Genomic DNA, 22,917 nt, shown 5'->3' with positions numbered 1-22,917 from the left:
ACCGCAAGGTATGGTCTTAAATTGTGATACGTCTCAAGCGTATCCGGCAAAATGAAACGTGATCATTGCGACATCCAGACTCCTTCGGGTTATAGGGTCAAGCAATGAAGCGCACACGGTGGATGCCTAGGCAGCCAGAGGCGATGAAAGACGTGGTAGCCTGCGATAAGGCTCGGTGAGGTGGCAACAACCTGTGACCCGGGCATTTCTGAATGGGGAAACCCACTCATCATAAGATGAGTATCGTGCACTGAATACATAGGTGTACGAGGCGAACCAGGGGAACTGAAACATCTAAGTACCCTGAGGAAAAGAAATCAACCGAGATTCCCCTAGTAGCGGCGAGCGAACGGGGACCAGCCCTTAAGCATGTGACTGATTAGGCGAACAGATTGGGAAGTCTGGCCGTAGCGGGTGATAGCCCCGTAGTCGAAAATCTGATCATGTGAAATCGAGTAGGTCGGGGCACGAGAAACCTTGACTGAAGACGGGGGGACCATCCTCCAAGGCTAAATACTCCTGGCTGACCGATAGTGAACCAGTACCGTGAGGGAAAGGCGAAAAGAACCCCGGAGAGGGGAGTGAAATAGATCCTGAAACCGTGTGCGTACAAGCAGTAGGAGCAGACTTGTTCTGTGACTGCGTACCTTTTGTATAATGGGTCAGCGACTTATATTCAGTGGCGAGGTTAACCGTATAGGGGAGCCGTAGGGAAACCGAGTCTTAACTGGGCGACACAGTCGCTGGATATAGACCCGAAACCGAGCGATCTATCCATGAGCAGGGTGAAGATTGAGTAACATCAATTGGAGGCCCGAACCAGGATCTGTTGAAAAAGATTTGGATGACTTGTGGATCGGAGTGAAAGGCTAATCAAGCTCGGAGATAGCTGGTTCTCCTCGAAAGCTATTTAGGTAGCGCCTCACGTAGTACCGCCGGGGTAGAGCACTGTTTCGGCTAGGGGGTCATCCCGACTTACCAACCCGAGGCAAACTCCGAATACCGGTGAGTAACGCGTGGGAGACACACGGCGGGTGCTAACGTCCGTCGTGAAAAGGGAAACAACCCAGACCGTCAGCTAAGGTCCCGAAATCCTGGTTAAGTGGGAAACGATGTGGGAAGGCTCAGACAGCTAGGAGGTTGGCTTAGAAGCAGCCATCCTTTAAAGAAAGCGTAATAGCTCACTAGTCGAGTCGGCCTGCGCGGAAGATGTAACGGGGCTAAACCAGGTACCGAAGCTACGGGTTCATCCTTAGGATGAGCGGTAGAGGAGCGTCGTGTACGCCAATGAAGGTGGATTGAGAAGTCTGCTGGAGGTATCACGAGTGCGAATGCTGACATGAGTAACGATAAAGGGAGTGAAAAACTCCCTCGCCGGAAGACCAAGGGTTTCTGTTCGACGCTAATCGGAGCAGAGTGAGTCGGCCCCTAAGGCGAGGCCGAAAGGCGTAGTCGATGGGAAACGGGTCAATATTCCCGTACCGGACATGGTTGCGATGGGGGGACGAAGAAGGCTAGGTGAGCCAGGCGTTGGTTGTCCTGGTGAAAGTGAGTAGGCTGAGGGTTTAGGTAAATCCGGACCCTTTCAAGGCCGAGACACGAGATGAACTGACCACGGTCAGGAAGTCACTGATGCCACGCTTCCAGGAAAAGCCTCTAAGCTTCAGATCATGTGCGACCGTACCCCAAACCGACACAGGTGGTCAGGGTGAGAATCCCAAGGCGCTTGAGAGAACTCGGGTGAAGGAACTAGGCAAAATGGTGCCGTAACTTCGGGAGAAGGCACGCCGGCGTAGGGTGAAGAGACTTGCTCTCCTAGCCCGAACCGGTCGAAGATACCAGGTGGCTGCAACTGTTTATTAAAAACACAGCACTCTGCTAACGCGCAAGCGGACGTATAGGGTGTGACGCCTGCCCGGTGCCGGAAGGTTAAATGATGGTGTTAGCCGCAAGGCGAAGCTCTTGATTGAAGCCCCGGTAAACGGCGGCCGTAACTATAACGGTCCTAAGGTAGCGAAATTCCTTGTCGGGTAAGTTCCGACCTGCACGAATGGCGTAATGATGGCCACGCTGTCTCCACCCGAGACTCAGTGAAATTGAAATCGCCGTGAAGATGCGGTGTACCCGCGGCTAGACGGAAAGACCCCGTGAACCTTTACTATAGCTTCACACTGGACGCTGATGTTGCCTGTGTAGGATAGCTGGGAGGCTTTGAAACTCGGACGCCAGTTCGGGTGGAGCCAACCTTGAAATACCAGCCTGGCATCATTGGCGTTCTCACTCAGGTCCGTTATCCGGATCGAGGACAGTGTGTGGTGGGTAGTTTGACTGGGGCGGTCTCCTCCTAAAGAGTAACGGAGGAGCACGAAGGTACCCTCAGCACGGTCGGACATCGTGCATTGAGTGCAAGAGCATAAGGGTGCTTGACTGCGAGACAGACACGTCGAGCAGGTGCGAAAGCAGGTTCTAGTGATCCGGTGGTTCTGTATGGAAGGGCCATCGCTCAACGGATAAAAGGTACTCCGGGGATAACAGGCTGATACCGCCCAAGAGTTCACATCGACGGCGGTGTTTGGCACCTCGATGTCGGCTCATCACATCCTGGGGCTGAAGKCGGTCCCAAGGGTATGGCTGTTCGCCATTTAAAGTGGTACGCGAGCTGGGTTTAGAACGTCGTGAGACAGTTCGGTCCCTATCTGCCGTGGGCGTTGGATGTTTGAGAAGGGCTGCTCCTAGKACGAGAGGACCGGAGTGGACGACCCTCTGGTGTTCCGGTTGTCACGCCAGTGGCATTGCCGGGTAGCTATGGTCGGACGGGATAACCGCTGAAAGCATCTAAGCGGGAAGCCCCCTTCAAGATGAGACATCCCTGAGGCCTAGAGCCTCCTGAAGGGCCCAGCGAGACCAGCTGGTTGATAGGCACGGTGTGGAAGCGCTGCAAGGCGTTGAGCTAACGTGTACTAATGGCCCGTGAGGCTTGACCCTATAACACCCAAGGGGTCTGGTCGTAATGATGACGCAACATTCAAAGCCGGATACGCAGCGTGTGGCCCAAGCGACATAACGCCAGGGTGACAGGCAATGAGACGATCACAAGATAGCAAAAACGCTAGTCAGCATGATGTACATTAACAGTTACGCCTGACGACCATAGCACGCGTGAACCACCTGATCCCTTGCCGAACTCAGAAGTGAAACCGCTTAGCGCCGATGGTAGTGTGGGGTCTCCCCATGCGAGAGTAGGTCATCGTCAGGCACTTATTATGAAAAATCCCCCAGGGCTGATGCCTTGGGGGATTTTTTTTGTGTTGGGTGAAGGGTAAGTCGTGAATCGTGAGTAGAAAACGTTGGTTAATGGGGGTCTCCCCAATATCCTGTTCCGCCTCACGCCTCACGCCTCACGCCTCACGCCTCACGCCTCACGCCTCACGCCTCACGCCTCACGCCTCACGCCTCACACCTCMCGCCTCACACCTCACGCCTCACACCTCACCACTCGATAGGTTGGCCATCCCAAGCCCAGAAGGTACCGCTATCGTCGGGCGTGCGCTGAGCGATGACGGCCAGCAACTGCTCTGCTACAAATGAGGGCGTGAAAAGCTTTTCGTTAGGCACCCGGGCTTGAAAGGGTTTGGAGAGAGCGGTATCGGTGGTGCCAGGATGCAGGCATAGCACGGTGGACTGCTTATTAAGCCTCTTGAGCTCTATGGATGCTGTCTTCATCAGCATATTGTGAGCAGCTTTGCTGGCACGGTAGCTGTACCAGCCGCCTAGCTGATTATCTTCGATTGAGCCAACCCGGGCGGAGAGGCTGGCAATCACTGCCGGATGTGTCCCTTTGAACGAGTCCTGCAGTGTCGCTAGCAGAAGGATCGGTACAAAGGCGTTGATGTTCATTGTTTGGGCTAGATTCTCAGCGCTAAGCTGATCAAGGCGTTTCTCGGGTAGCAGCTGTAAAGCTTCATCATGCAGGATGCCGATGGCATTGAAAAATAAGTGAATCGGCTGGGCAGCCAACTCTTTCTTAAGCGCCTGCCTATCCTGCTCTTGGGAAATATCAAGTGTTAGATGAGTAAGGCGAGGGTGATCAAGTTGTTGTGGTTGGCGGCTTACCGCAATAACGTGGCCGMCCTGAGGGGAGGATAGTAGCTGCTTAATGATGGCAGCTCCTATCCCTCCCGATGCACCGACAACCAGCGCTGTATAATGATGAGGCAGTAAATTGAACATGAGAAGCCTTTGAAGTCCTGCTAATGAAGGCTTTCATTGAAACGTCATGTGGAGAACTTGTCGAGAGAGATTAGGCGGAAGCGTTGATTTTGCCTGGTTGGGCGCTGTTACGACCATCTGGCTTATAAAGCGTTTTTTCTGCGATTTGACGAATATAATCGAGCATGTCTTGATTATGCTTCATCCTTACTGAGAGCATTTGGCCGGTTAGCTCATTCATACGCGAAGCTCGCTCACTCTTTTCTAGCAAGCGTGCCCACGCTGTAAGACAACCCGCATCCTGGGCTGCCGCTCTGGCGCCGTTAGCACCTTCGGCATATCCAAGACGCTTTTGCACATTGCGTCGCACAGCCTCAATACGCTCTAGCTCAGCCAATAATGACTGTTTTTCTAGTGCGATTTGAGATAGTGCATCACCGTCAATGTCTCCTTGCGTCAATAAATTTTGCTCACTGGACAGCAACGAAGTAAGCGCATCAAGGCGCTGTTGTTGATCGGTAAGCAGGGATGCAAGGCTCATTACAGTGCCCCCTTATAGGTCTTTGAGATTGGCAATTAAGCCCTCAGCGATGCGATCAGCACGCATTTCAAGGCGTCCCTCACGAATGGCGTCGCGAATCTCTTCAACTCTAGCGCTATCGATATCCTGAGATTCGTCGATATTTGATTGGCTTAACTGAGTTGATTCGCGAGCCGTACCGCTTGGTTCAGCGGGTTGTACGCTATCAGCTTTTTGTGTTTCATTGCGCTGCTGGGCTTGGTTGGAGCGTAGCAGCGGATTAATATTATCAATATTCACGTTGTCTGCCTCATCGTCAACGTCGATGCGCTTGGCGCTTAATCTAGCCTGTATAGCAATATATCGGCAGTGCTCGGTATAACTTTAGGCGTTGAGTTAAAAATCCACCACCAATACACCGCGCTCAGTGACACGCGCAGTCATGATTTCCCGTGAACCAAAACGCACCCGAATTTGCTCGCCAAGAGCGCCATTTTCAAGTGCTTCGCCCTCCCGTGAAACGCGAAAGGCAGAGCCCTGTGCTATGACAGTAACGCGCTGCCCTCGTTCAACTAAGTGGGGGGCTTGTAAATAGTGCGCTAAAAAGGCGCTGCCACTACGAATGGGACGCTGAGTGATTTTACCCACAATATCTTCTTCATCGGTCAACGCCTGAGCCGACAGGTCACCAAGGTTACCATCGCGCTCGCTGAGCATGTTTGGCTTAATCAGTGTGCCCCGTTCAATATCCCTTGCTGCCACCATGTAACTGCCAATGACATCAATTTGGGCCTGCAAGTAGCGGACTTGTCGACCGTTTTCACCGCAACGCACCCCTACGGACACACGGCCTAAGGGCGCCTGATTTGCATTGGGCAAAAAAGGCTCCGGTTGAACGCATTCAGGCAAATGTGGGGAAGGCGGCTGTAGGTCAATCACCACTTCCTCACCTAGTGCCTGTGTCTCTGCATACAAAAAACTGTGCACTTGCTGGAGAAGGTTGTCGTCATCAGCCTGAGCTGTGGTAAAGGAAGTGACGCATAAGATTGCCAACAAGAGGACTACCTGCCAAAAGCGAAGAGTGCTTGGCTTAGTAAAGCGCTGTCGTAGCATGTTGAGGCCGCTTGTTTGGGAACTGGAGAAAGGAGAACAACGAGGAGAAGTCATCGCTTAGTGTAGCGAAAAGGTAGCAGGCGTATCACGCGAAATGCTGGTGGAAACGCCAGCTGTTCCATGCTTTAGGCTGACAGTTCCAGACGTATTCTTCATCATCAACAAAATCCATTTTATTTTTTGCCTCAAAGCGAGGGTCGGCATGATTGATCAACTGGAATCTGCCTTTAATTTTCATCAGCAAGCCGTGGGTTTACGCCAGGCACGTCACGAGGTGTTGGCAGCTAATATTGCTAATGCCGATACGCCTAACTACAAAGCGCGTGACATTGATTTTGCTAGTGAGCTGAAAAAAGCAGTAGACGGTACTCAGAGTGCATCTAGTAATGCTGGCGGTGGTCTGACACTGGCGCGCACCGCTGGACACCATATTGCTGGAGAAGGCCCCGCATGGCGTGGAGCGGGCAACGCCGATTTACTTTACCGCATTCCCGACCAGCCTAGTTTGGATGGAAATACGGTTGATATGGATCGTGAGCGCACGCAATTTGCTGATAACGCTGTGCGTTATCAAGTCGGAATCACGATGCTCAACAGCCGTATTCAAGGACTGAAAAATGCCATGCAGCCCGAATAATCCAGGCCAAATTAGTGAGGAGCTAACCAATTATGTCAATGTTCTCTACGTTTGATATTGCCAGTTCGGCAATGAGCGCTCAGTCCCAGCGCATGAATGTTACCGCCAGCAATATGGCCAATGCCGACAGTGTTGCCGGTCCGGATGGGGAAACCTATCGAGCGAAGCAGGTAATGTTTGAAACTCAGGCGCAGGGCAATCGCTATGGCGTTGGCGGCGTGCGGGTCACCGAGGTGGTGGAAGACGATTCGCCGCTGCGTATGGAGTATATGCCTAACCATCCGGCGGCGGATGAAGATGGCTACGTGGCAAAGCCCAACGTTGAACCGGTGCATGAAATGGTCAACATGATTTCTGCCTCGCGCTCCTATCAAGCCAACGTTGAAGTATTTAACACCAGTAAGCAGATGTTGATGCAGACGCTTTCGCTGGGTGAGGGGTAAACCATGAATGTCGATACGAGTGTATTGAATAACATAAACGGCGGCGGTTCTAATGGTCTCTCTGCCCGCCAATCCGATGAGCTACGTGAAAGTTTTATGACGTTGCTGATTACGCAACTGCAGAATCAGGATCCGCTCAATCCGATGGAAAATTCGGAGATGACTTCACAGTTAGCGCAAATTAATACGGTCAGTGGTATTGAAGAGCTGAACAGCACGCTAGAGGGCATTACCAGCCAGATGGATGCCAATCAGGCGCTGCAGGCGAGTGGCCTAATTGGCAAAGGTGTCATGGKGTCCGGCAAGGATGTTTTAGTAGAGCAAGATGACGACGGGAATTCTTACACCACGCCCTTCGGTATAGAGCTGGCCGAGCCAGCGGCAAACGTTAAAGCGACGGTTGTGGGTGAGGGTGGACAAGTCATTAGAACTCTTGACCTTGGGGCGCTAGATGCCGGTGTTCAATCTTTCCAGTGGGATGGTCTCAATGATCAGAAAGAGGCGGTTGCCAGCGGCCGATATTCGGTTCAGTTAGAGGCAACCGACGGTGAAGGTGAAAAAATCGAATCCACTGCCTTGCAGTACGCGGTAGTAAATAGCGTGACGCCTAATGATAGCAGTGGCGGCGTTCGGCTGGATCTCGGCGCTATCTATGGCCAAATCAGCTTGAACGACGTTAAACAAATTCTTTAACCGTTCATTAAACACAACATTTGATTAAACACAGCTTCTTCAGGGGAACGTTATGAGCTTTTCACAAGCACTTAGTGGTCTAAGCGCTCAGCAGCAGAAATTAGGTGCCGTTGGTAATAATATTGCCAACTCGCAAACGGTTGGATTTAAAAGCTCCAACGTCCAGTTCGCCGATGTATATGCCGAATCACGTATCGGGCTTGGCGTTCGTACCTCTACGGTACAGCAGAATTTTAGCCAGGGTAATGTTGAATCCACCAACCGCAATATGGATTTGGCGATAGCGGGTGAAGGCTTCTTCCGCTTTCAGCAGCCCAATGGCGAAGTGGGTTACTCGCGCAATGGCCAGCTAACCATGACAGCTGATGGACGTCTGGTGAATGCTCAGGGTGCTCAGATTATGGGCTACGCTGCCGATGCAGAGGGGAATGTGCAGGCGGGTGGTGATGTGGCAGCTTTAGAAGTAGATTCCGCTGGGCTTGCTGCTAATGCCACTACGCAGCTAGCGGCTGAACTTAACCTGGATTCGGGTGAGGAGGGTTTAGAGCCAGCTGATTTTGACTCTGCTGACTCATCTACCTATAACTACTCCACTAACGCCACTGTTTACGACTCACAAGGTAACGCCCGCAATCTGACGATGTACTTTATTAAGGATCAAGGTGAGACGAATGAGTGGCAGATGCGAGGGCGTCTCAGTGGGGGGCCTAATGATGCCCAAACCTACGACGACCTGGATTTAGGCTCATTGACCTTTACTCAAAACGGCACGCTTCAAGCTGACGATTCTGCTCCTATCACAATAGCTGCTGGTGAGTTTGGTGCCGGGAATGTTTTTGAAGAGCTAAATATTGAGTTTGATTTCCAAGGAACCACTCAGTTCGCGGAAAGCTCCTCTGTTAGTGATATTTCTCAAGATGGCTACACTTCTGGTTCTTTAGTAGGTGTCACTATCGAAGACGATGGCACCGTTATGCGTAACTACTCTAACGAAGAGTCGCGTGCCGCTGGTCAAATTGCGCTGGTTAGCTTTCGAAATCCTGAGGGTTTACAGCCCGATGGCGATAACCTATGGACTGCTACCGGTGCTTCGGGCCAAGAGCTTGTGGGCGCCCCTGGTACGGGGCAGCGCGGCTTAATTGAGCCGAGTGCGGTTGAAACGTCCAATGTCGATATGGCTCGTGAGCTAGTCGATATGATTKTTGCCCAGCGTGCTTATCAGGCCAACTCGCAAACGATCAGTACCCAGGACGAGCTCCTGCAGACCATTATTAATCTTTAATAATCGGTCAATACGTTAAGGAGTAAGTAGCGTGGATCKAATGCTCTATACCGCCATGAGCGGTGCCAAGAACAGCATGGATCAACAATCGGTAGTGAGTAATAACCTATCGAATGTGAGCACTACTGGTTTTCGTGCCCAGTTACAGGCGGCTCGTTCTGTGCCCGTGCAAGGTGAGGCGTTACTGGCAACGCGGGCGTCAGCGGTGACGACCACGCCTGGCAGTGATTTTTCTCAAGGCCCTGTTGAGTATACCGGGCGCACCCTTGATGTCGCCATGCAGGACGACGCTTGGATGGCGGTACAGGCGGATGACGGTACTGAAACCTATACACGCCGTGGTGACCTGCAGATTGACAATGATGGCGTGTTGCTTAGCGTTGGACGACCAGTGATGGGCGAAGGCGGCCCAATTGCCGTGCCACAAGGGGCGCAGATATCCATCGGTGCCGACGGCACGATTAGTGCCATCCCTGAAGGCGTAGGACCGGAAGCGCTGGTCGAAGTGGGGCGCATTAAGCTGGTGACACCTGAAGATGGAGACTTAACGCGCGGTGAAGACGGCCTGTTTCGTGCGCCTCCTAATGAAGAAGGTGAGCCTGGAGCTCTGCCTGCTGACGAAAATGCCAAGTTGGTTAGCGGTGCGCTTGAAGGCAGTAACGTTAGCGCTGTTGATGCCATGGTATCGATGATTGACGTTGCACGCCGTTACGATATGCAGATGAAAGTACTCAGCACCGCTGACGAAAACGCTCAGCGCGCCAACGGGATTCTATCTATTCAAGGTTGATGTTGGCCATTCAGAGCTGACGTGAGTCAGTTGGTCAAGGGAGCATAATTATGATTAAGTCCTTATGGACAGCTAAAACCGGCTTGGAATCTCAGCAAACCAAGCTAGACGTGATTTCGAACAACTTAGCTAACGTGAGTACCAATGGTTTCAAGCGCTCGCGTCCCGTTTTTGAAGATCTGCTGTATCAGAACATGCGTCAACCAGGCGCTCAGAATAATATTCAGGATCGTCTACCCTCCGGCATGCAGGTGGGTACCGGTGTTCGTGCCGTTGCCACAGAGCGTTTGCATACCCAGGGTGGGCTAGAGCAAACAGAGAACTCCCGCGATCTTGCGATCAACGGTGAAGGGTTCTTTCAGGTGCTGATGCCCGATGGTACGACGGCTTACACCCGCGACGGGAGTTTTCAGCTAAATGAGAATGGCCAAATGGTGACTGCCAATGGCTACCCCGTTGAACCTGCCATCTTCTTACCGGCCAATGCGCTGTCAGTGAATGTAGGTGAAGACGGCACCGTGAGCGTTCGCCAGCCAGGTGTTGCGATTGATAATGAGGTAGGGCAAATCACTGTTAGTACCTTTATTAATCCAGCAGGCTTACAAAGTATCGGTGGCAACCTTTATTTAGAGACGGGAGCTTCTGGGGCACCCAATGAGAATATGCCTGGTATGAATGGTGCCGGTCGGCTGTTCCAAGGCTACGTGGAAACCTCCAACGTCAACGTCGTTGAAGAGATGGTCAATATGATTCAAACCCAGCGCGCCTATGAAATTAATAGCAAAGCGGTTTCCACCAGCGATGAAATGTTGGCACGCTTAAGCCAGCTGTAACGGCTGTTGCTCATCGGGCTTACTTATAGGTTGGGTTATGTTGGAGTTGCACCACATGTCACGTCGTATTGCGCTAGCGGGGCTGGTGCTTTTAATGCTAGTTGTTGCCGGGTGCGCTCAGATTCCCAGAGCCTCAGTCGTGGGTGAGCAAGAGCAGATCAGTATTGTTGATCGCCCGCCTCCCATCCCCAATGGCTCTATTTACCAGGCCAGGCAAGGCTATCAGCCACTCTTTGAAGATCGCCGTCCGCGTTCAATAGGCGACATTTTGACCATTGTGCTGGATGAAGAGGTTAGTGCGAGCAAAAACTCGCAATCCAATGCAGGTCGTAGTGGCAGCGCTAGCCTTGAACTCGCACAGTTGCCAGACATTCTCGATGTGCTTGCAGAGTATGGCTACGATATTTCCGGTGAAAATGACTTTACCGGCAGCGGAGGGTCGCAGGCTAATAACTCCTTTACCGGCACCATTACAGTATCGGTATTAGAAGTAATGAATAACGGCAATTTACGCGTGCGTGGCGAAAAGCAAATCGCCATCAACCAAGGTACCGAGTTTATTCGTTTTTCCGGTGTCGTTAACCCGCGCACGATTACCGCACAAAACACTGTGCCTTCCACTCAGGTGGCAGATGCGCGTATAGAATATGTGGGCGACGGTTATATTAATGAGGCGCAGCATATGGGTTGGCTACAACGTTTCTTCTTAAACGTTTCGCCGTTCTAGCTCTATGGGGAGCCACCAATGACAGAGCTACTACTGACAGGCCCCGCAATAAAAGGCCCTTCAATGAAAAAGCGACAGCGGTCAATAGTGATGCGTTTAAGTAGTTTGTGGATAAGTAGCCGGAGAATAATCAATAAGGGGGCTCTCCAACTGAGTGCTTTAGTGTTGATGGGCCTATTGGCTTTACCTGCTCAGGCAGAGAGCGTTCGGGAGCTGGCAAGCTTTGCCGGTGTCCGCGATAACCAATTGGTAGGCTATGGTTTAGTGGTTGGTCTTGATAGTACCGGTGACCAAACGACCCAAGCGCCGTTCACTAGCCAAAGCCTGACCAACATGCTGTCCCAACTGGGCGTGACTGTTCCTTCAGGTACGAATTTGCAACTACGTAACGTCGCTGCGGTGATGGTGACGGCTGACTTACCACCGTTTTCAAGACCTGGCCAGCGCTTAGATATCGTTGTTTCATCGATAGCCAACGCACGCAGTTTGCGAGGCGGTACGCTGTTAATGACGCCTTTAAAGGGGGCCGACGGTGATACATATGCCATTGCCCAGGGGAATATGCTGGTAGGAGGCGCGGGTGCACAGGCTGGTGGTAGCAGTGTACAAATCAATCAGCAGGCTTCGGGGCGTATTCCCAACGGCGCGCTGGTTGAAATGGAGGTGCCGCTTAACCTGGGCAGTAACGGTGGCATGCTTGAATTACAGCTCAACGATTCCGACTTCGGCACCGTTCAGCGCATGGTGACGGCGATTAATAACGAATTTGGCCAGTCGGTGGCTTACGCACGTAATGGCCGAGTAATCGCCCTTGACGGCCCTACAAATGATAATGCGCGGGTCAATTTTATGGCGCGTGTTGAAAATGTTCAGGTAACGCCAACTGAAGCACCGGCGCTGGTTGTGCTGAATTCACGTACCGGCTCGGTGGTCATGAACAGTGCTGTCACATTGCGAGAAGCGGCGGTGGCCCACGGCAGTCTATCGATCATGATTGATAACCAATTTGGCGTTAGCCAGCCTAATCCCTTTGGAGAGGGTGAGACGGTAGTGGTACCCGACGCGGATATTGATATTGAGCAGCAAGAGGCTTATCTGCAAATCGTAGAGGGTGCGCAGCTCAACGAAGTGGTCAATGCCTTGAATGCGTTAGGCGCCACACCTCAGGATTTAATGTCGATTCTAGAAGCGCTGAAAGCATCGGGTTCGCTGCGTGCTGAGCTGGAGGTCATCTAATGAATGCTACTGATATGAGCAATCAATTTGCGCTTGATATGCAGGGCTTTCAGCGGCTTCAACACACCGCACGGGTTGATCCCGAAGAAGGCGTGCAGTCGGCAGCCCAGCAGTTTGAAGCACTGTTCGTACAGATGATGATGAAAAGCATGCGCGATGCGATCCCAACGTCCGGGTTGATGAACAGCAGCGCGACGGATACTTACCAACAGATGTTGGATCAACAGKGGTCACAGGTCATTTCGTCTAAAGGGGTTGGGCTTGCGGATGTGCTGATTGAGCAACTAAAACGTGAGGGGGCGATTCCAAAAGGTGAGAGCGCATCGTCCTCCGCTGATCAACAGACGCAGGCATTGATTGCCGGTATCCCGCGGGGAACACCGCGTATATTGGACAGTCCCCTAAACCCGGGTGATAAAACAGTCCCCGCAGTGCCCTCAGCGAGTCGTTTCTTGGCGGAGCTAGATGCTGAGCGCCAAGGCCAGGAGGCTGAAGCAGTATCTGCGCAATCTGCCACTAGCCGAGAGCAGTCGGAAAGACAGCTGCCGCATGTAGATCAGTTCATGCAAACACTGGCGGCACCCGCTCAGGCAGCTAGCGCTACCAGTGGGGTGCCTGCTGAGTTAATCCTGGCCCAAGCTGCGCTTGAAACGGGCTGGGGCAAGCACGAAATTGCGACTCGAAATGGTAATAACAGCCATAATTTATTTGGCATCAAAGCGGGTAGTCAGTGGCAGGGCGAAACAACCGATATTGTGACACACGAGTATATTAACGGGCGGCGGACGCAGGTGGTTGATACCTTCCGCGTCTATGACTCGTATGAGCATGCCTTTACTGATTATGCCAATCTGATTGGCAACAATCCCCGCTACACGGGTGTGACACAAGCGCCAACCGCTGAGCAGGCGGCGCAAGAACTGCAGCGTGGAGGGTATGCGACTGATCCACTCTATGCCGATAAGTTGGTAGCGGTGATGAATACTATTGGGCCACTTAACGCAGCTGGCAGCTTCCTAGCTGATTCTCGTTAACCCTTTCCTCAAGTTTTTCTGCGCAGTGCCGATACTTAAATCATATATAGGTATTGGCCTAAGGAATTGAACCATGAGCATGTTTTCGATCGGCTTAAGCGGCCTCAATGCGGCGCAGAATGCCCTGAATACTAGCAGTAATAATATTAGTAATGTCTATACGCCTGGCTATAATCGAGAGTTGGCGCAGTTAGGCGAGGGGAGCGTGGGAGGCGGCGTTCGCGTCAATGACATCGAACGCCAGTTTAATACGTACGTGGCTGACCAATTAAATAGCGCCAGAACCCAGTCGAGCGCACTGGATACCTACTATAATCAGGTAACACAACTTGATAACCTACTGGCTGACCGCGAAGCAGGTTTAGCCCCTCTGATGCAGAATTTTTTCTCATCGTTAGAAGATCTAGCGGCCTCACCCTCTGATCCCGCGGCTCGTCAGGGCGTGCTTGGCCAAGCCAATACGCTGAGTTCCCAGTTCCGCTCCTTTGATGGCTACCTGCAAGATATGCAGGGCAATATTAATGGCCAGATTAAGGACGAAATTACCCAGATTAATAACACCACCGAGCAAATCGCTGGTTTAAATAAAGAGATTGCTCTGGCTCGTGCTCGCAGTGGGGAGGCGCCCAATAGCCTGCTCAACCAGCGAGATCAATTGGTATCTGAGCTTAACGAGCGTATGGATTTGCGCCTGAATATTCAGGATGGCAAAACCTACAACATCAGTCTGCCCAATGGTCAGCCGCTGGTAACAGGCACCAACTCGTTTCAACTTGAAGCAGTGCAAGCCGATTATGACCCTCAGCGAACGGTGGTAGGGTATCGTGATGGTGGTGGTAATGTCGTTCAACTAGATGAGTCCACCATCAAAGGCGGCGCGCTGGGCGGTTTAATGAGTTTTCGTTCAGAAACCTTAGATAAAACCCAGAACCAAATTGGTCAACTTGCTGTGTCGCTGGCGACAGCTTTCAATGAGCAGCATAAGCAAGGTGTAGATCTTAACGGTGACCAGGGCGAAGACTTCTTTGCAGTGCGCGCACCGCAAACCTATGGGTATGAAGGAAATAGCGGCGTTGATATTACCAGTGCTCAATTTGACCCTGAGCAGATTGATGCCCTTAGGGCGGTAGATTATACCGTCAGTTTCGAAGGTGCAGCGCCTTCGGTTCCTGTCGTGACGCGCAACGACAATGGCCAAGAAGTCGAGTTTGATCAGGATGCCTGGGATGATGATGGCGAATTAAATTTTGGTGGTGTCAGCATTGAGTTCAGCGGTGTGCCGCAAGATGGTGACCGCTATGAAATTCAGCCGGTGCGGCGCGCCGCCAATGGTATGGAAACCAATATTGCTGACGTGGATAAAATTGCTGCAGGTGACGCAGGTTTTATTAATGTAGGAAATAACACGGGCAACTCGTTTGAACGTGAGGGTGATTTAAACGTCAGCGATTTAGGTATATCTTCAGACGCTTTCGCGGATAACAGAAAATACCAATTTGAGGTAGATTCGGATGGTAGCCTGACGCTGACTCCGGCAGCGAATATAACGGTTAACGGTACCAATGTTGATGCAGCAGACTTATCAGACGTTGAATTGGAAGCGGGCGATGAGATTGAAGTTGATGGTATCAGCTTTACGGTTGGCGACCTTCCAGATGCGGGTGAGACGTCGTCATTGACAGTTAGCCAGACTATTTTTGCCAGTGGCGATAACCGTAATGCTTTAGCGCTGCAAGACCTGCAGTCCCAATCTATTGTTGGTGCTAGCGCAACGGTTACCGGTGCCTATGCATCCATGGTTAGCGATGTTGGTAACCGCACTAATATCACCGAGGTGAATTTGGATGCTCGTCAAGGCCTTACCGATCAATTAAGTGCCGTACAGCAATCAGAGTCTGGAGTTAATCTAGACGAGGAAGCCGCTAATTTAATCCGTTACCAACAGTACTATCAGGCCAATGCGCGTGTGATTGACACCGCAGGAACGCTGATGGATACCATCTTGAACCTGCGCGGTTAATTCGGGAGCTTAAGTTATGCGTATTAGTACCGTTACCATGTTCGAGCAGAGCACGGCGTCTATGAACCGCCAGCAGAGCGACTTGATGAGAGTGAGTCAGCAGATAGCTAGCGGCCGACGCGTGGTTAACCCATCCGACGACCCACAGGCCGCTTCACGGGCGATTGGCGTTGACCAAGCCAAGTCAGTTACTGAACAATTTTCAGATTCACGCGTATCGGCGCGTAATTCGCTGTCGCAGACTGAAAGCATCATTAATAGCGTTAGTGATGCGATAACAAGTGCGAAAGGATTGTTGATTCAAGCGTCTAGCGACACGCTAACTGACGAAAACCGCGAGTCCATTTCTAGTGAGCTCAAAGGCGTTTATGAAACGCTGCTGGGCCAAGCCAATTCAACTGATGGCAATGGGCGCTACTTGTTCGGTGGTTATAAAGATAATAATCCCCCCTTTGTGAAGTCTGCCAACGGTAGTGTGGAATATAGAGGCGATACGAATACACGCGAACAGCGTGTGGATTCTACGCGCTTGATGCCAGTAGCTGATAATGGCGTGGCTATCTTCCAAAGKGTACCCAGCGGTGCTGGATATGTAGCAGAAGCGAAGAAAGAAGATGGCACCCTGAATGAAGGTAATGTGACATTTCGAGGCCCCCAGACCCTTGACGTCAATGATGCTGATTATGGCAATGATTATCGTGTTAGTTTTGACGGAACTGCTGCTGACCCTACATATCAGGTTCAACGATTTGATAATGAAACGGATACTTGGGTGGACAACGACACGGATGGTACAGCATTAAGCTCTGGCATCTGGGCAGATGATATTAGCGAAGAGGGGTCTCTTTCATTAGAATTCGGTGGCTTATCCATTAGCCTTGAGGGCACACCTGCGCCGAATGATGAAATACTGGTTGCTAAATCAGGTGGGGATGTTCGTGGCGCTGACCTGTTTCGCACTATGGAAGAAGCCATTCGAGTATTAGAAAATCCTGCGGACAATGACACCAAGAAAGCCGATCAGCGCAATACTCTGAACACTGCCATGCGCGACCTGGACAATAGTTTAGATAATGTTCTGACCGTGCGCGCTTCCGCAGGTGCTCGTTTGAATGAGCTCGATGTTATCGATTCCGTAAGCAGTAACCGAATGCTGAACTACGATCAAACGCTATCGGATCTAGTCGATCTGGATTATACCGAAGCGATTTCAGAGTATAGTTTGCGCCAAGTAGGTATGCAGGCAGCGCAAAAAGCGTTCGTAGACATTAAAGGATTATCGCTATTCAACTATATGTAACTGCTTGGGCTATGCCTGGGGCTTAAATGCTGCTCGCAAGCCCTAGCACACCTCTAATTATCCCCATGTTTTTTGTGAAATTTTGTTCATGAAAAACATGGGGATTTTAGTTTAAAGGCGCCAACGTTTCGATTAGCTCCTGCATAAATCCCAATCCTTGGGTAAATAAACGCTGTAAAAACCGATTAATGTCGGTCATCAGCACCATCATTAATATTAGCCCCACAATTAGAGAGGTCGGGAAACCGATATTAAACACCGTGAGCTGTGGAGCTGAACGGTTTAGTATGCCCAAAGCCAGGTTAATGGTGAGTAGGGAGCCCACCAGCGGCAGGGCTAATAACATACCCGACGCAAAAATCGTCCCCCCGTAGCGAGCAAGCAGCACAAAGGCATCCGGATTAAAGGTTCCGATGCCGATGGGCAGCGTTTGGAAGCTCATAATCAGGGTTTCAAGCACCATCAGGTGACCATTCATCGCCAAGAACATCAGCAGAGTGATCATATAAAGAATACGTGATAGCACCATAATATTGGTACCGCTCGACGTATCAAAAAAGCTCGCAAATGCCAGGCCCATTTGCAGGCCGATAAAATCCCCCGCTGCTTGAACAACTGCAAACATGATATGCATAACGAGMCCCATCGCTAAGCCGATCAGGATCTGTTCGATCATAACCCCAACCCCAGCCCAAGACATGATGGCAATATCAGGCATGGCCGGTAAAATTGGCGCAATGACAATGGAAATTAGGGCAGCCAGGCCCACTTTGGCCTGGTTAGGTACACTGGAGTGGCCCCATAGAGGCGACGCCGCCATGAAAGCAGTAATGCGCGCAAACGGCCATAAAAAAGCCACCAACCACCCCTGTAGTTGTGCGAAAGTGACTTCCACCATAGCGTTACATCACCATACTTGGGATGTTGGTAAATAGGCGGTGAGTAAAGTCGGTAATCAATCCAAGCAACCAGGGGCCAGCTAATACCAGTACTGTAAACACGGCAAGAATTTTAGGAATAAACGTCAACGTCATTTCGTTAATTTGCGTTGCGGCTTGGAATAGGCTGATGATAAGGCCAGTGAAGAGGGCTGCCAGCAGCATGGGGCCAGCAAGGAGAAGCGTTACACGCATACCTTGATAAGCAATGCTCATCACCATTTCGGGTGTCATAGCTGGGATCCTTTGTGCTGTATGAACGATGTGCTGTGTAAAGCGCTATATCATGTAAAAGCTTTCTGCCATCGAGCCAATAATAAGCTGCCAGCCATCCACCAGAATGAACAGCATCAGTTTAAAAGGTAATGAGATCGTGATGGGKGGAACCATCATCATCCCGAGTGCCATCAAGGTGCTGGCCACCACGAGGTCAATGATCAAAAACGGAATAAAGATTGTAAAGCCAATTTGAAATGCCGTCTTTAGCTCGCTCGTAACGTAAGCAGGCAATAACACTCGCATCGGTAACTCTTCCGGGCCTTGCATCGGCCCTATGTCTGCCAAGCGAACGAACAACGCCAGATCGGGCTCGCGAGTTTGGGCGAGCATAAATTCCCTAAATGGATCCTGAGCAAGTAGCAAAAACTCTTCAAAATTAATCGTCTCATTCGTCAATGGCACCCAGGCGTTGTCATACACCTGTGCCAATACTGGTGACATAATAAAAAAAGTCAGAAAAAGCGCTATTCCCAAGAGTACTTGATTGGGCGGTGTTGCCTGGGTGCCCATTGCCGTTCGCAACAGGCTAAGCACAATGATGATGCGCGTAAAGCTCGTCATCATCAGTAGCATGGAGGGTAAAAATGCTAGCGAGCTGAGGAAGAGCAGTGTTTGCAGCGAGAGTGACCACTGCTGGCCACCATCTTCTAGTGGCTGCGAAGTAATCCCGGGGATCTGCTGAGCATGGACAGGGCCTGCCACCAAAATTAAACAAACACCAAGGGCCAATGCCAGCCAAAGCCAGCGCTGACCATCCGTGCCAGCCGTCTTGTTATTAAAAACACTGCCTGGAAAAAAATAGTGCATAGAAAAAAAGGCTTTAAAAAAAACGGGCCAAGAAAAGTGCATCCGTTGCCTCATGGCGTCTGATGTGGATCGGAGGGCGCGGATGAGTCACTGCGACGGGTAGCGGCCAGCGCTTTTGATAAATGCCGGGAAAAGCGCGATGAAGGGGGCAACGGCGTCGTTGGCGTGCGGTTTTCGGGGGCTGGGCGTTCGTGCAATTTAGTAATTCGCCCCCCACCCACGCCAACTACCAACCAGGTATCTTCCACTTCAACAATGACGACACGCTCACGATTGCCAACGGCTGTACTGCCTACAATGCGAAGGTTGGCGCCATGGCGAGTGGTGTGGTTGCTCCAGCGCTTTAAAAGCGCTGTGCAGATTAAAATAATCGCAACAACGAGAGCCAAAGCGGCGGCTGTTTTGCCTAAAACGGCCATGCCAATCAACGCCTCACCACCGTTACTTAGTGCATCGAGCGAACCGTTCTGCGTCGAAGAGGTTGCAACGCTCATCGGTTCAATTTATGAATACGTTCAGAGGGCGTGATGATTTCAGTAATACGAATACCGTATTTATCCTCGATGACGACGACTTCACCTTGAGCAATCAAGTAGCCATTAATTAATATGTCCATCGGCTCGCCGGCGAGGCCTTCAAGCTCAATAACAGAGCCTTGGGCTAACTCCAGTAACTGCTTAATGGTTAGCTTTGTACGACCTAGCTCCACGGTGAGTTTCACCGGGATATCCATAATCATTTCTAGTTCGCGAGCCTGTGAAGAGCCGCTATCAGGGCTTAATGGCCGGAAGATATCTTCACTCGCGGCTTTAGCGGCAGGTGCTTTACGCTCTGGCTCTGATGCCTGTTGTTCACTTTCCTCAACGGCCTCCTGTTCGGCCATAGCAGATGCCCAGGGGTCTTCCTCTTCGCTAGCATCAGTACCTGAAGAAGCCTCCTCTTGCTCCGCCATAGCGGCTGCCCAGGGATCTTCCTCTTCACTAGCGGCATCGGCACTTGAAGAAGTTTCTTCCTGCTCAGACATGGCATCCGCTGAATCATCGTCAGAGACATTATGATCAGGCTTGTTGGGATCAGTCATGCTTTGGATTCCTTGGCTTTCTGTCGCGTAGACCCTTTAGTAAAGTCCTTGGACGATGCGTTATTCATAGCGGCATGGTCAATCATGTGTAACACACGCAGTGCATGCTGCTGGCGTTGACTACCGTATTCACACTCCATGACTGGCACACCGTCAACGCTTGCTGTGATAGAACTCGGAATGTCTAACGGTAGCACGTCGCCTTTCTTTAACCCCATTACATGGGCGATACGACTAGGTATTTGAGCAAATTCAGCGATTAACTCAACTTCCGACTGACGTAGCTCACTCGCCATACGGCGTGACCAACTGCCGTCCTGGTCATGGTTGCTATCATTGATCGGGTTGGCCAGTAAATCACGCAACGGTTCGATCATGGCGTAAGGCATGCATATCTGAAAATTGCTTGATAGGTTGCCAACCTCGATATTGAACTTGGTATTCACCACAATTTCATTGGGCGAATTGGTGATGTTGGCGAACTTTGACTGCACCTCTGAGCGTAAAAAACTGACATCCAACGGGTAAACGACTTTCCAGGCTTCCTGGTAAGCATCAATGGCGAGATTAAGCAGGCGCTGGATAATGCGCTGTTCAGTGTTCGTGAATTCTCGACCATCTGACTTGGTGACAAAGCGACCGTCACCACCGAAGAGGTTATCAACCACCATAAAAACGAGGTTAGGCGGGAATACCACGAGTGCGGAGCCGCGTAGCGGCTTCATCGACACGATGTTCAGGTTAGTGGGTACAGGCACATTGCGAGAGAATTCGCTAAAGCTCTGATAACGAACGGATTCTACGGTAATGTCCGCGCTACGCCTTAATAGATTGAACAGGCCAGTACGAAAATAGCGCGCAAAGCGCTCATTAATGAAATCTAGCGCGTGTAAACGCTCACGAATGACGCGATGTTGGGTCGACGGGTCGTAAGGACGGATACGCGCTTCATCTTGCGCTTGGGAAGATGAAGCCGATGGTTCATCGTCTCCGCTAACGCCCTTAAGCAGGGCGTCAATTTCTTCCTGGGACAGTAGATCGTCCTGTGACATGAACGGCTCCAGTTCCCGGGGTTATTGCACAATAAATTCGGTGAATAAAACTTCACGCAAATCAAGCGGCGGCTGATTTTCAGTCAGCGGTACGCTAAGGCGATCAACGATCGCCTGCGCAAGCTGTTGCTTACCTTCCGAGGAAGTAAGTTCATCAGCCTGTTTTCCAGATAGCAGCAGCAGCAAACGACTACGCACTTGGGGCATGTGTTCTTCTAGAATCGCTTTGCTTTCCTCATTCCCCACACGTAAGGTCACGCCGGTGTAGAGTAATCGCGAGCCATAGCTGTCATCGGCAAGGTTGACGGTAAAGGGTTCAATTCGCATGAAAATAGGCGGTTCGCGCTCCATTGTCTGCTGCATTTCTGCATCTTCTGAACCGTCATCACGCTGATCCATTACCATATAAATAGCTGCCGCTGCGCCTGCTGACGACAGCAAGACCAGGATAATCATTATCCAGAGCAGTTTTTTTGACCCGCCACTTTTTTCTGCCATTTGCGATTCCTGTGAACTCCATGCGTACCACTAGCAAGGTATTATGCCTAAAGCGCATGCTTGTGATGAAATGAACAGGCTCATTTGGCGAGCCTATCTTTTGGTTTAGCTATCTTATATGCGTATTTATGTGCTTAGTTCTATCGCAGTGCCAGAATGATCAGACAAATTCAGGCGCCACCGCTAAGCATAAAGATCGACTCTTCCGTCCAGCATCAACGAGCTGCTTTCGGTGCTCTGAGTGGGTGCTTCACCCGAATCGATACCGCTGTTGTCACTACCGCTACCAGTACCTTGTTTGCCACCTGATTGGGCAAATGCCTGAGCATTGGGGTCACCTTGTTCGCCAACCGATGTCTCACCAAGCGATATGCCTTGCTCAGCCAGCGCTTCCCTTAGCTGGGGAATCGCTTGTTCAAGTACTTGCCTCACCTGTGCATGAGCTGACAAAAAGTGAGCCTGGGCCCCTTGCTCGCCAAATTTTAGTGAGATAGACAGCGGGCCTAACTCCGCGGGATTAAGCTGCATCTGGACATGCTGCTCGCCACCGCGCTGAGAAATCTGCACCAACTGTTGGCTTAGCTGTTGTGGCCAGGCGGGGTTTGTCAAGGGCGTTGATAAGGTCGCTGGTGTCGGTGTGACAGTCGGAGCAAAATTTTGACCTTGTGAGGATTGTGTCAATGAACCGCTGTTGCTTAACGAGAAACCTGTGATCAAGTGCTCACTGGTCGGATTACCTTTAGAAGATGCCTCTGAAGTCAGTAAAGCACCGATAAGTGCCTCACTGCTAATCTGGGGTGCTGCTCCGACGGGATTAATCTGTGGAGTTGCAGTAGTGGTGTTAACTTGAGCAATGAAATTGTCAGGCTGTGGCCTTGTGGCTGTCTGGAGCTCGAGGGCAGGCGAATGGGCACTGCTGGCTAGGTTAACTGTATTAACAGGCTTAGCCGTATTGATAGTCAGGCTCTGAGCATTTTGTTGCTGTCCTACCAAGGTATTGAGCGCGGAAACAAGTTGCGCTGCTTCCGTTTGATTAATATTTAGCTGTTCAGCGATCGCATTGATTGCCGCGGGAGCGATTGGAGACTTCAATTGCGCGTCATGAGAACTTTCAGTAAAGGAAGCCATTAGAGCCAGACGACTCGCTATTTCATCAAGGGGGGGGGAAGCCTTATCGCTATTTAGCCCTAGCGTGTCCACGCTTATATCTGAGTTCGGCAGTTGCAGCTGAGCCAATAGTTCAGATAAGTCGCTCTCACTGACATCAAGTCCCAGTGTTTCGAGGGCGGCGCTCAAATTGTCAACGTCGACTTCTAATGAGCCTGACAAAAAAGTGCTGAGCGCATTGAGCTGTGATTGTGGCAAGGATGCCTGGGAAGCACTAGCATCACTTAACGCTGGTGCGGTCAAGCGCTGAGCATCAGA

At 51.1% G+C, this 22,917-nt stretch carries 23 protein-coding genes and 2 rRNA genes; 13 read left to right on the top strand and 12 right to left on the bottom strand.

Annotated elements, in window-relative coordinates; translation table 11 throughout:
* The first annotated feature begins 95 nt into the window (after positions 1–95).
* Together HALO_RS22420 and rrf are read left to right on the top strand one after the other, a co-directional pair.
* A 23S ribosomal RNA gene (locus HALO_RS22420) occupies positions 96–2,985 on the top strand.
* 155 nt (positions 2,986–3,140) lie between these two features.
* A 5S ribosomal RNA gene (rrf, locus tag HALO_RS22415) occupies positions 3,141–3,256 on the top strand.
* A 233-nt stretch (positions 3,257–3,489) separates the two neighbouring features.
* On the opposite strand, the gene HALO_RS22410 is transcribed toward rrf, so the two are convergent.
* The 4 genes from HALO_RS22410 to flgA all read right to left on the bottom strand — a co-directional run bounded on the left by HALO_RS22410 (position 3,490) and on the right by flgA (position 5,842).
* Positions 3,490–4,230, bottom strand: a complete 741-nt coding sequence (locus HALO_RS22410) for an SDR family NAD(P)-dependent oxidoreductase (protein WP_050714061.1) — start codon at positions 4,228–4,230, stop codon at positions 3,490–3,492.
* Between the two features lie 70 nt (positions 4,231–4,300).
* Positions 4,301–4,750, bottom strand: coding sequence for a flagella synthesis protein FlgN (locus HALO_RS22405; RefSeq protein WP_035582504.1), 450 nt, complete (start codon positions 4,748–4,750; stop codon positions 4,301–4,303).
* Between the two features lie 12 nt (positions 4,751–4,762).
* Complete coding sequence (gene flgM, locus HALO_RS22400; protein WP_035582507.1) at positions 4,763–5,029, bottom strand: flagellar biosynthesis anti-sigma factor FlgM; 267 nt, start codon at positions 5,027–5,029, stop codon at positions 4,763–4,765.
* Positions 5,030–5,125: 96 nt separating this feature from the next.
* Positions 5,126–5,842, bottom strand: a complete 717-nt coding sequence (gene flgA / locus HALO_RS22395; RefSeq protein ID WP_035582515.1) for a flagellar basal body P-ring formation chaperone FlgA — start codon at positions 5,840–5,842, stop codon at positions 5,126–5,128.
* 202 nt (positions 5,843–6,044) lie between these two features.
* On the opposite strand from flgA, the gene flgB reads away from it, so the two are divergent.
* The 11 genes from flgB to flgL all read left to right on the top strand — a co-directional run bounded on the left by flgB (position 6,045) and on the right by flgL (position 16,837).
* Positions 6,045–6,479 (top strand): flagellar basal body rod protein FlgB, encoded by a 435-nt coding sequence (gene flgB / locus HALO_RS22390; RefSeq protein ID WP_035582516.1) that lies wholly within the window; start codon positions 6,045–6,047, stop codon positions 6,477–6,479.
* A 32-nt stretch (positions 6,480–6,511) separates the two neighbouring features.
* Positions 6,512–6,922, top strand: a complete 411-nt coding sequence (gene flgC / locus HALO_RS22385) for a flagellar basal body rod protein FlgC (protein ID WP_035582517.1) — start codon at positions 6,512–6,514, stop codon at positions 6,920–6,922.
* A 3-nt stretch (positions 6,923–6,925) separates the two neighbouring features.
* Positions 6,926–7,615 (top strand): flagellar hook assembly protein FlgD, encoded by a 690-nt coding sequence (locus tag HALO_RS22380; RefSeq protein WP_050714060.1) that lies wholly within the window; start codon positions 6,926–6,928, stop codon positions 7,613–7,615.
* Between the two features lie 52 nt (positions 7,616–7,667).
* Positions 7,668–8,897, top strand: coding sequence for a flagellar hook protein FlgE (flgE, locus tag HALO_RS22375; protein ID WP_050714059.1), 1,230 nt, complete (start codon positions 7,668–7,670; stop codon positions 8,895–8,897).
* 31 nt (positions 8,898–8,928) lie between these two features.
* A complete protein-coding gene (gene flgF / locus HALO_RS22370) occupies positions 8,929–9,687 on the top strand; it encodes a flagellar basal-body rod protein FlgF (protein ID WP_050714058.1) in 759 nt (252 codons plus the stop codon).
* Between the two features lie 50 nt (positions 9,688–9,737).
* A complete protein-coding gene (flgG, locus tag HALO_RS22365; protein WP_022520957.1) occupies positions 9,738–10,520 on the top strand; it encodes a flagellar basal-body rod protein FlgG in 783 nt (260 codons plus the stop codon).
* Between the two features lie 37 nt (positions 10,521–10,557).
* Positions 10,558–11,247: a flagellar basal body L-ring protein FlgH gene (locus HALO_RS22360; protein WP_035582523.1), complete on the top strand. Its 690-nt coding sequence runs from the start codon at positions 10,558–10,560 to the stop codon at positions 11,245–11,247.
* A 168-nt stretch (positions 11,248–11,415) separates the two neighbouring features.
* Positions 11,416–12,483, top strand: a complete 1,068-nt coding sequence (locus HALO_RS22355; RefSeq protein ID WP_442905703.1) for a flagellar basal body P-ring protein FlgI — start codon at positions 11,416–11,418, stop codon at positions 12,481–12,483.
* Positions 12,483–13,517 (top strand): flagellar assembly peptidoglycan hydrolase FlgJ, encoded by a 1,035-nt coding sequence (gene flgJ / locus HALO_RS22350; protein ID WP_050714057.1) that lies wholly within the window; start codon positions 12,483–12,485, stop codon positions 13,515–13,517. Before HALO_RS22355 ends, flgJ begins: the two co-directional genes overlap by 1 nt.
* 73 nt (positions 13,518–13,590) lie before the next feature.
* Positions 13,591–15,537, top strand: a complete 1,947-nt coding sequence (gene flgK / locus HALO_RS22345) for a flagellar hook-associated protein FlgK (protein ID WP_035582527.1) — start codon at positions 13,591–13,593, stop codon at positions 15,535–15,537.
* 16 nt (positions 15,538–15,553) lie between these two features.
* The gene (gene flgL / locus HALO_RS22340) at positions 15,554–16,837 is read left to right on the top strand and encodes a flagellar hook-associated protein FlgL (RefSeq protein ID WP_050714056.1); all 1,284 of its coding nucleotides are present in this window, start codon (positions 15,554–15,556) and stop codon (positions 16,835–16,837) included.
* A 106-nt stretch (positions 16,838–16,943) separates the two neighbouring features.
* Here the strand turns inward: flgL and fliR are convergent, their stop codons facing one another.
* The 8 genes from fliR to HALO_RS22300 all read right to left on the bottom strand — a co-directional run bounded on the left by fliR (position 16,944) and on the right by HALO_RS22300 (position 22,902).
* Positions 16,944–17,735 carry a flagellar biosynthetic protein FliR gene (gene fliR, locus HALO_RS22335; RefSeq protein WP_035582529.1) on the bottom strand — a complete coding sequence of 264 codons (792 nt, stop codon included), beginning with the start codon at positions 17,733–17,735 and terminating at the stop codon, positions 16,944–16,946.
* Between the two features lie 4 nt (positions 17,736–17,739).
* A complete protein-coding gene (gene fliQ / locus HALO_RS22330) occupies positions 17,740–18,009 on the bottom strand; it encodes a flagellar biosynthesis protein FliQ (RefSeq protein ID WP_035582531.1) in 270 nt (89 codons plus the stop codon).
* A gap of 45 nt (positions 18,010–18,054) precedes the next feature.
* Positions 18,055–18,903: a flagellar type III secretion system pore protein FliP gene (gene fliP / locus HALO_RS22325; protein WP_269449312.1), complete on the bottom strand. Its 849-nt coding sequence runs from the start codon at positions 18,901–18,903 to the stop codon at positions 18,055–18,057.
* Between the two features lie 8 nt (positions 18,904–18,911).
* Positions 18,912–19,355: a flagellar biosynthetic protein FliO gene (gene fliO, locus HALO_RS22320; protein WP_035582541.1), complete on the bottom strand. Its 444-nt coding sequence runs from the start codon at positions 19,353–19,355 to the stop codon at positions 18,912–18,914.
* Entirely contained in the window at positions 19,352–19,942 is a 591-nt protein-coding gene (fliN, locus tag HALO_RS22315) for a flagellar motor switch protein FliN (RefSeq protein WP_035582543.1), read from the bottom strand. The genes fliO and fliN overlap by 4 nt, the downstream gene beginning before the upstream one ends.
* Positions 19,939–20,994, bottom strand: coding sequence for a flagellar motor switch protein FliM (gene fliM, locus HALO_RS22310; protein WP_035582545.1), 1,056 nt, complete (start codon positions 20,992–20,994; stop codon positions 19,939–19,941). The genes fliN and fliM overlap by 4 nt, the downstream gene beginning before the upstream one ends.
* 21 nt (positions 20,995–21,015) lie before the next feature.
* Entirely contained in the window at positions 21,016–21,492 is a 477-nt protein-coding gene (gene fliL, locus HALO_RS22305) for a flagellar basal body-associated protein FliL (RefSeq protein ID WP_035582546.1), read from the bottom strand.
* Between the two features lie 183 nt (positions 21,493–21,675).
* A complete protein-coding gene (locus HALO_RS22300; protein WP_197671953.1) occupies positions 21,676–22,902 on the bottom strand; it encodes a flagellar hook-length control protein FliK in 1,227 nt (408 codons plus the stop codon).
* Positions 22,903–22,917 lie beyond the last annotated feature (15 nt).

It is taken from the genome of Halomonas sp. R57-5 (genome assembly GCF_900070345.1).
GTDB lineage: Bacteria > Pseudomonadota > Gammaproteobacteria > Pseudomonadales > Halomonadaceae > Vreelandella > Vreelandella ventosae_B.
The sequence above is the reverse complement of the archived record's forward strand: the minus strand, read 5'-3'. Positions and strand labels throughout refer to the sequence as shown.

Bases quoted from the DNA above. Each gene is read 5' to 3' on its own strand.
- HALO_RS22405 (WP_035582504.1), bottom strand. From the start codon at position 4,750: ATGAGCCTTGCATCCCTGCTTACCGATCAACAACAGCGCCTTGATGCG.
- flgA (WP_035582515.1), bottom strand. From the start codon at position 5,842: ATGCTACGACAGCGCTTTACTAAGCCAAGCACTCTTCGCTTTTGGCAG.
- flgB (WP_035582516.1), top strand. From the start codon at position 6,045: ATGATTGATCAACTGGAATCTGCCTTTAATTTTCATCAGCAAGCCGTG.
- flgC (WP_035582517.1), top strand. From the start codon at position 6,512: ATGTCAATGTTCTCTACGTTTGATATTGCCAGTTCGGCAATGAGCGCT.
- flgG (WP_022520957.1), top strand. From the start codon at position 9,738: ATGATTAAGTCCTTATGGACAGCTAAAACCGGCTTGGAATCTCAGCAA.
- HALO_RS22360 (WP_035582523.1), top strand. From the start codon at position 10,558: ATGTTGGAGTTGCACCACATGTCACGTCGTATTGCGCTAGCGGGGCTG.
- HALO_RS22355 (WP_442905703.1), top strand. From the start codon at position 11,416: ATGGGCCTATTGGCTTTACCTGCTCAGGCAGAGAGCGTTCGGGAGCTG.
- flgK (WP_035582527.1), top strand. From the start codon at position 13,591: ATGAGCATGTTTTCGATCGGCTTAAGCGGCCTCAATGCGGCGCAGAAT.
- fliQ (WP_035582531.1), bottom strand. From the start codon at position 18,009: ATGACACCCGAAATGGTGATGAGCATTGCTTATCAAGGTATGCGTGTA.
- fliO (WP_035582541.1), bottom strand. From the start codon at position 19,355: ATGAGCGTTGCAACCTCTTCGACGCAGAACGGTTCGCTCGATGCACTA.
- fliN (WP_035582543.1), bottom strand. From the start codon at position 19,942: ATGACTGATCCCAACAAGCCTGATCATAATGTCTCTGACGATGATTCA.
- fliM (WP_035582545.1), bottom strand. From the start codon at position 20,994: ATGTCACAGGACGATCTACTGTCCCAGGAAGAAATTGACGCCCTGCTT.
- fliL (WP_035582546.1), bottom strand. From the start codon at position 21,492: ATGGCAGAAAAAAGTGGCGGGTCAAAAAAACTGCTCTGGATAATGATT.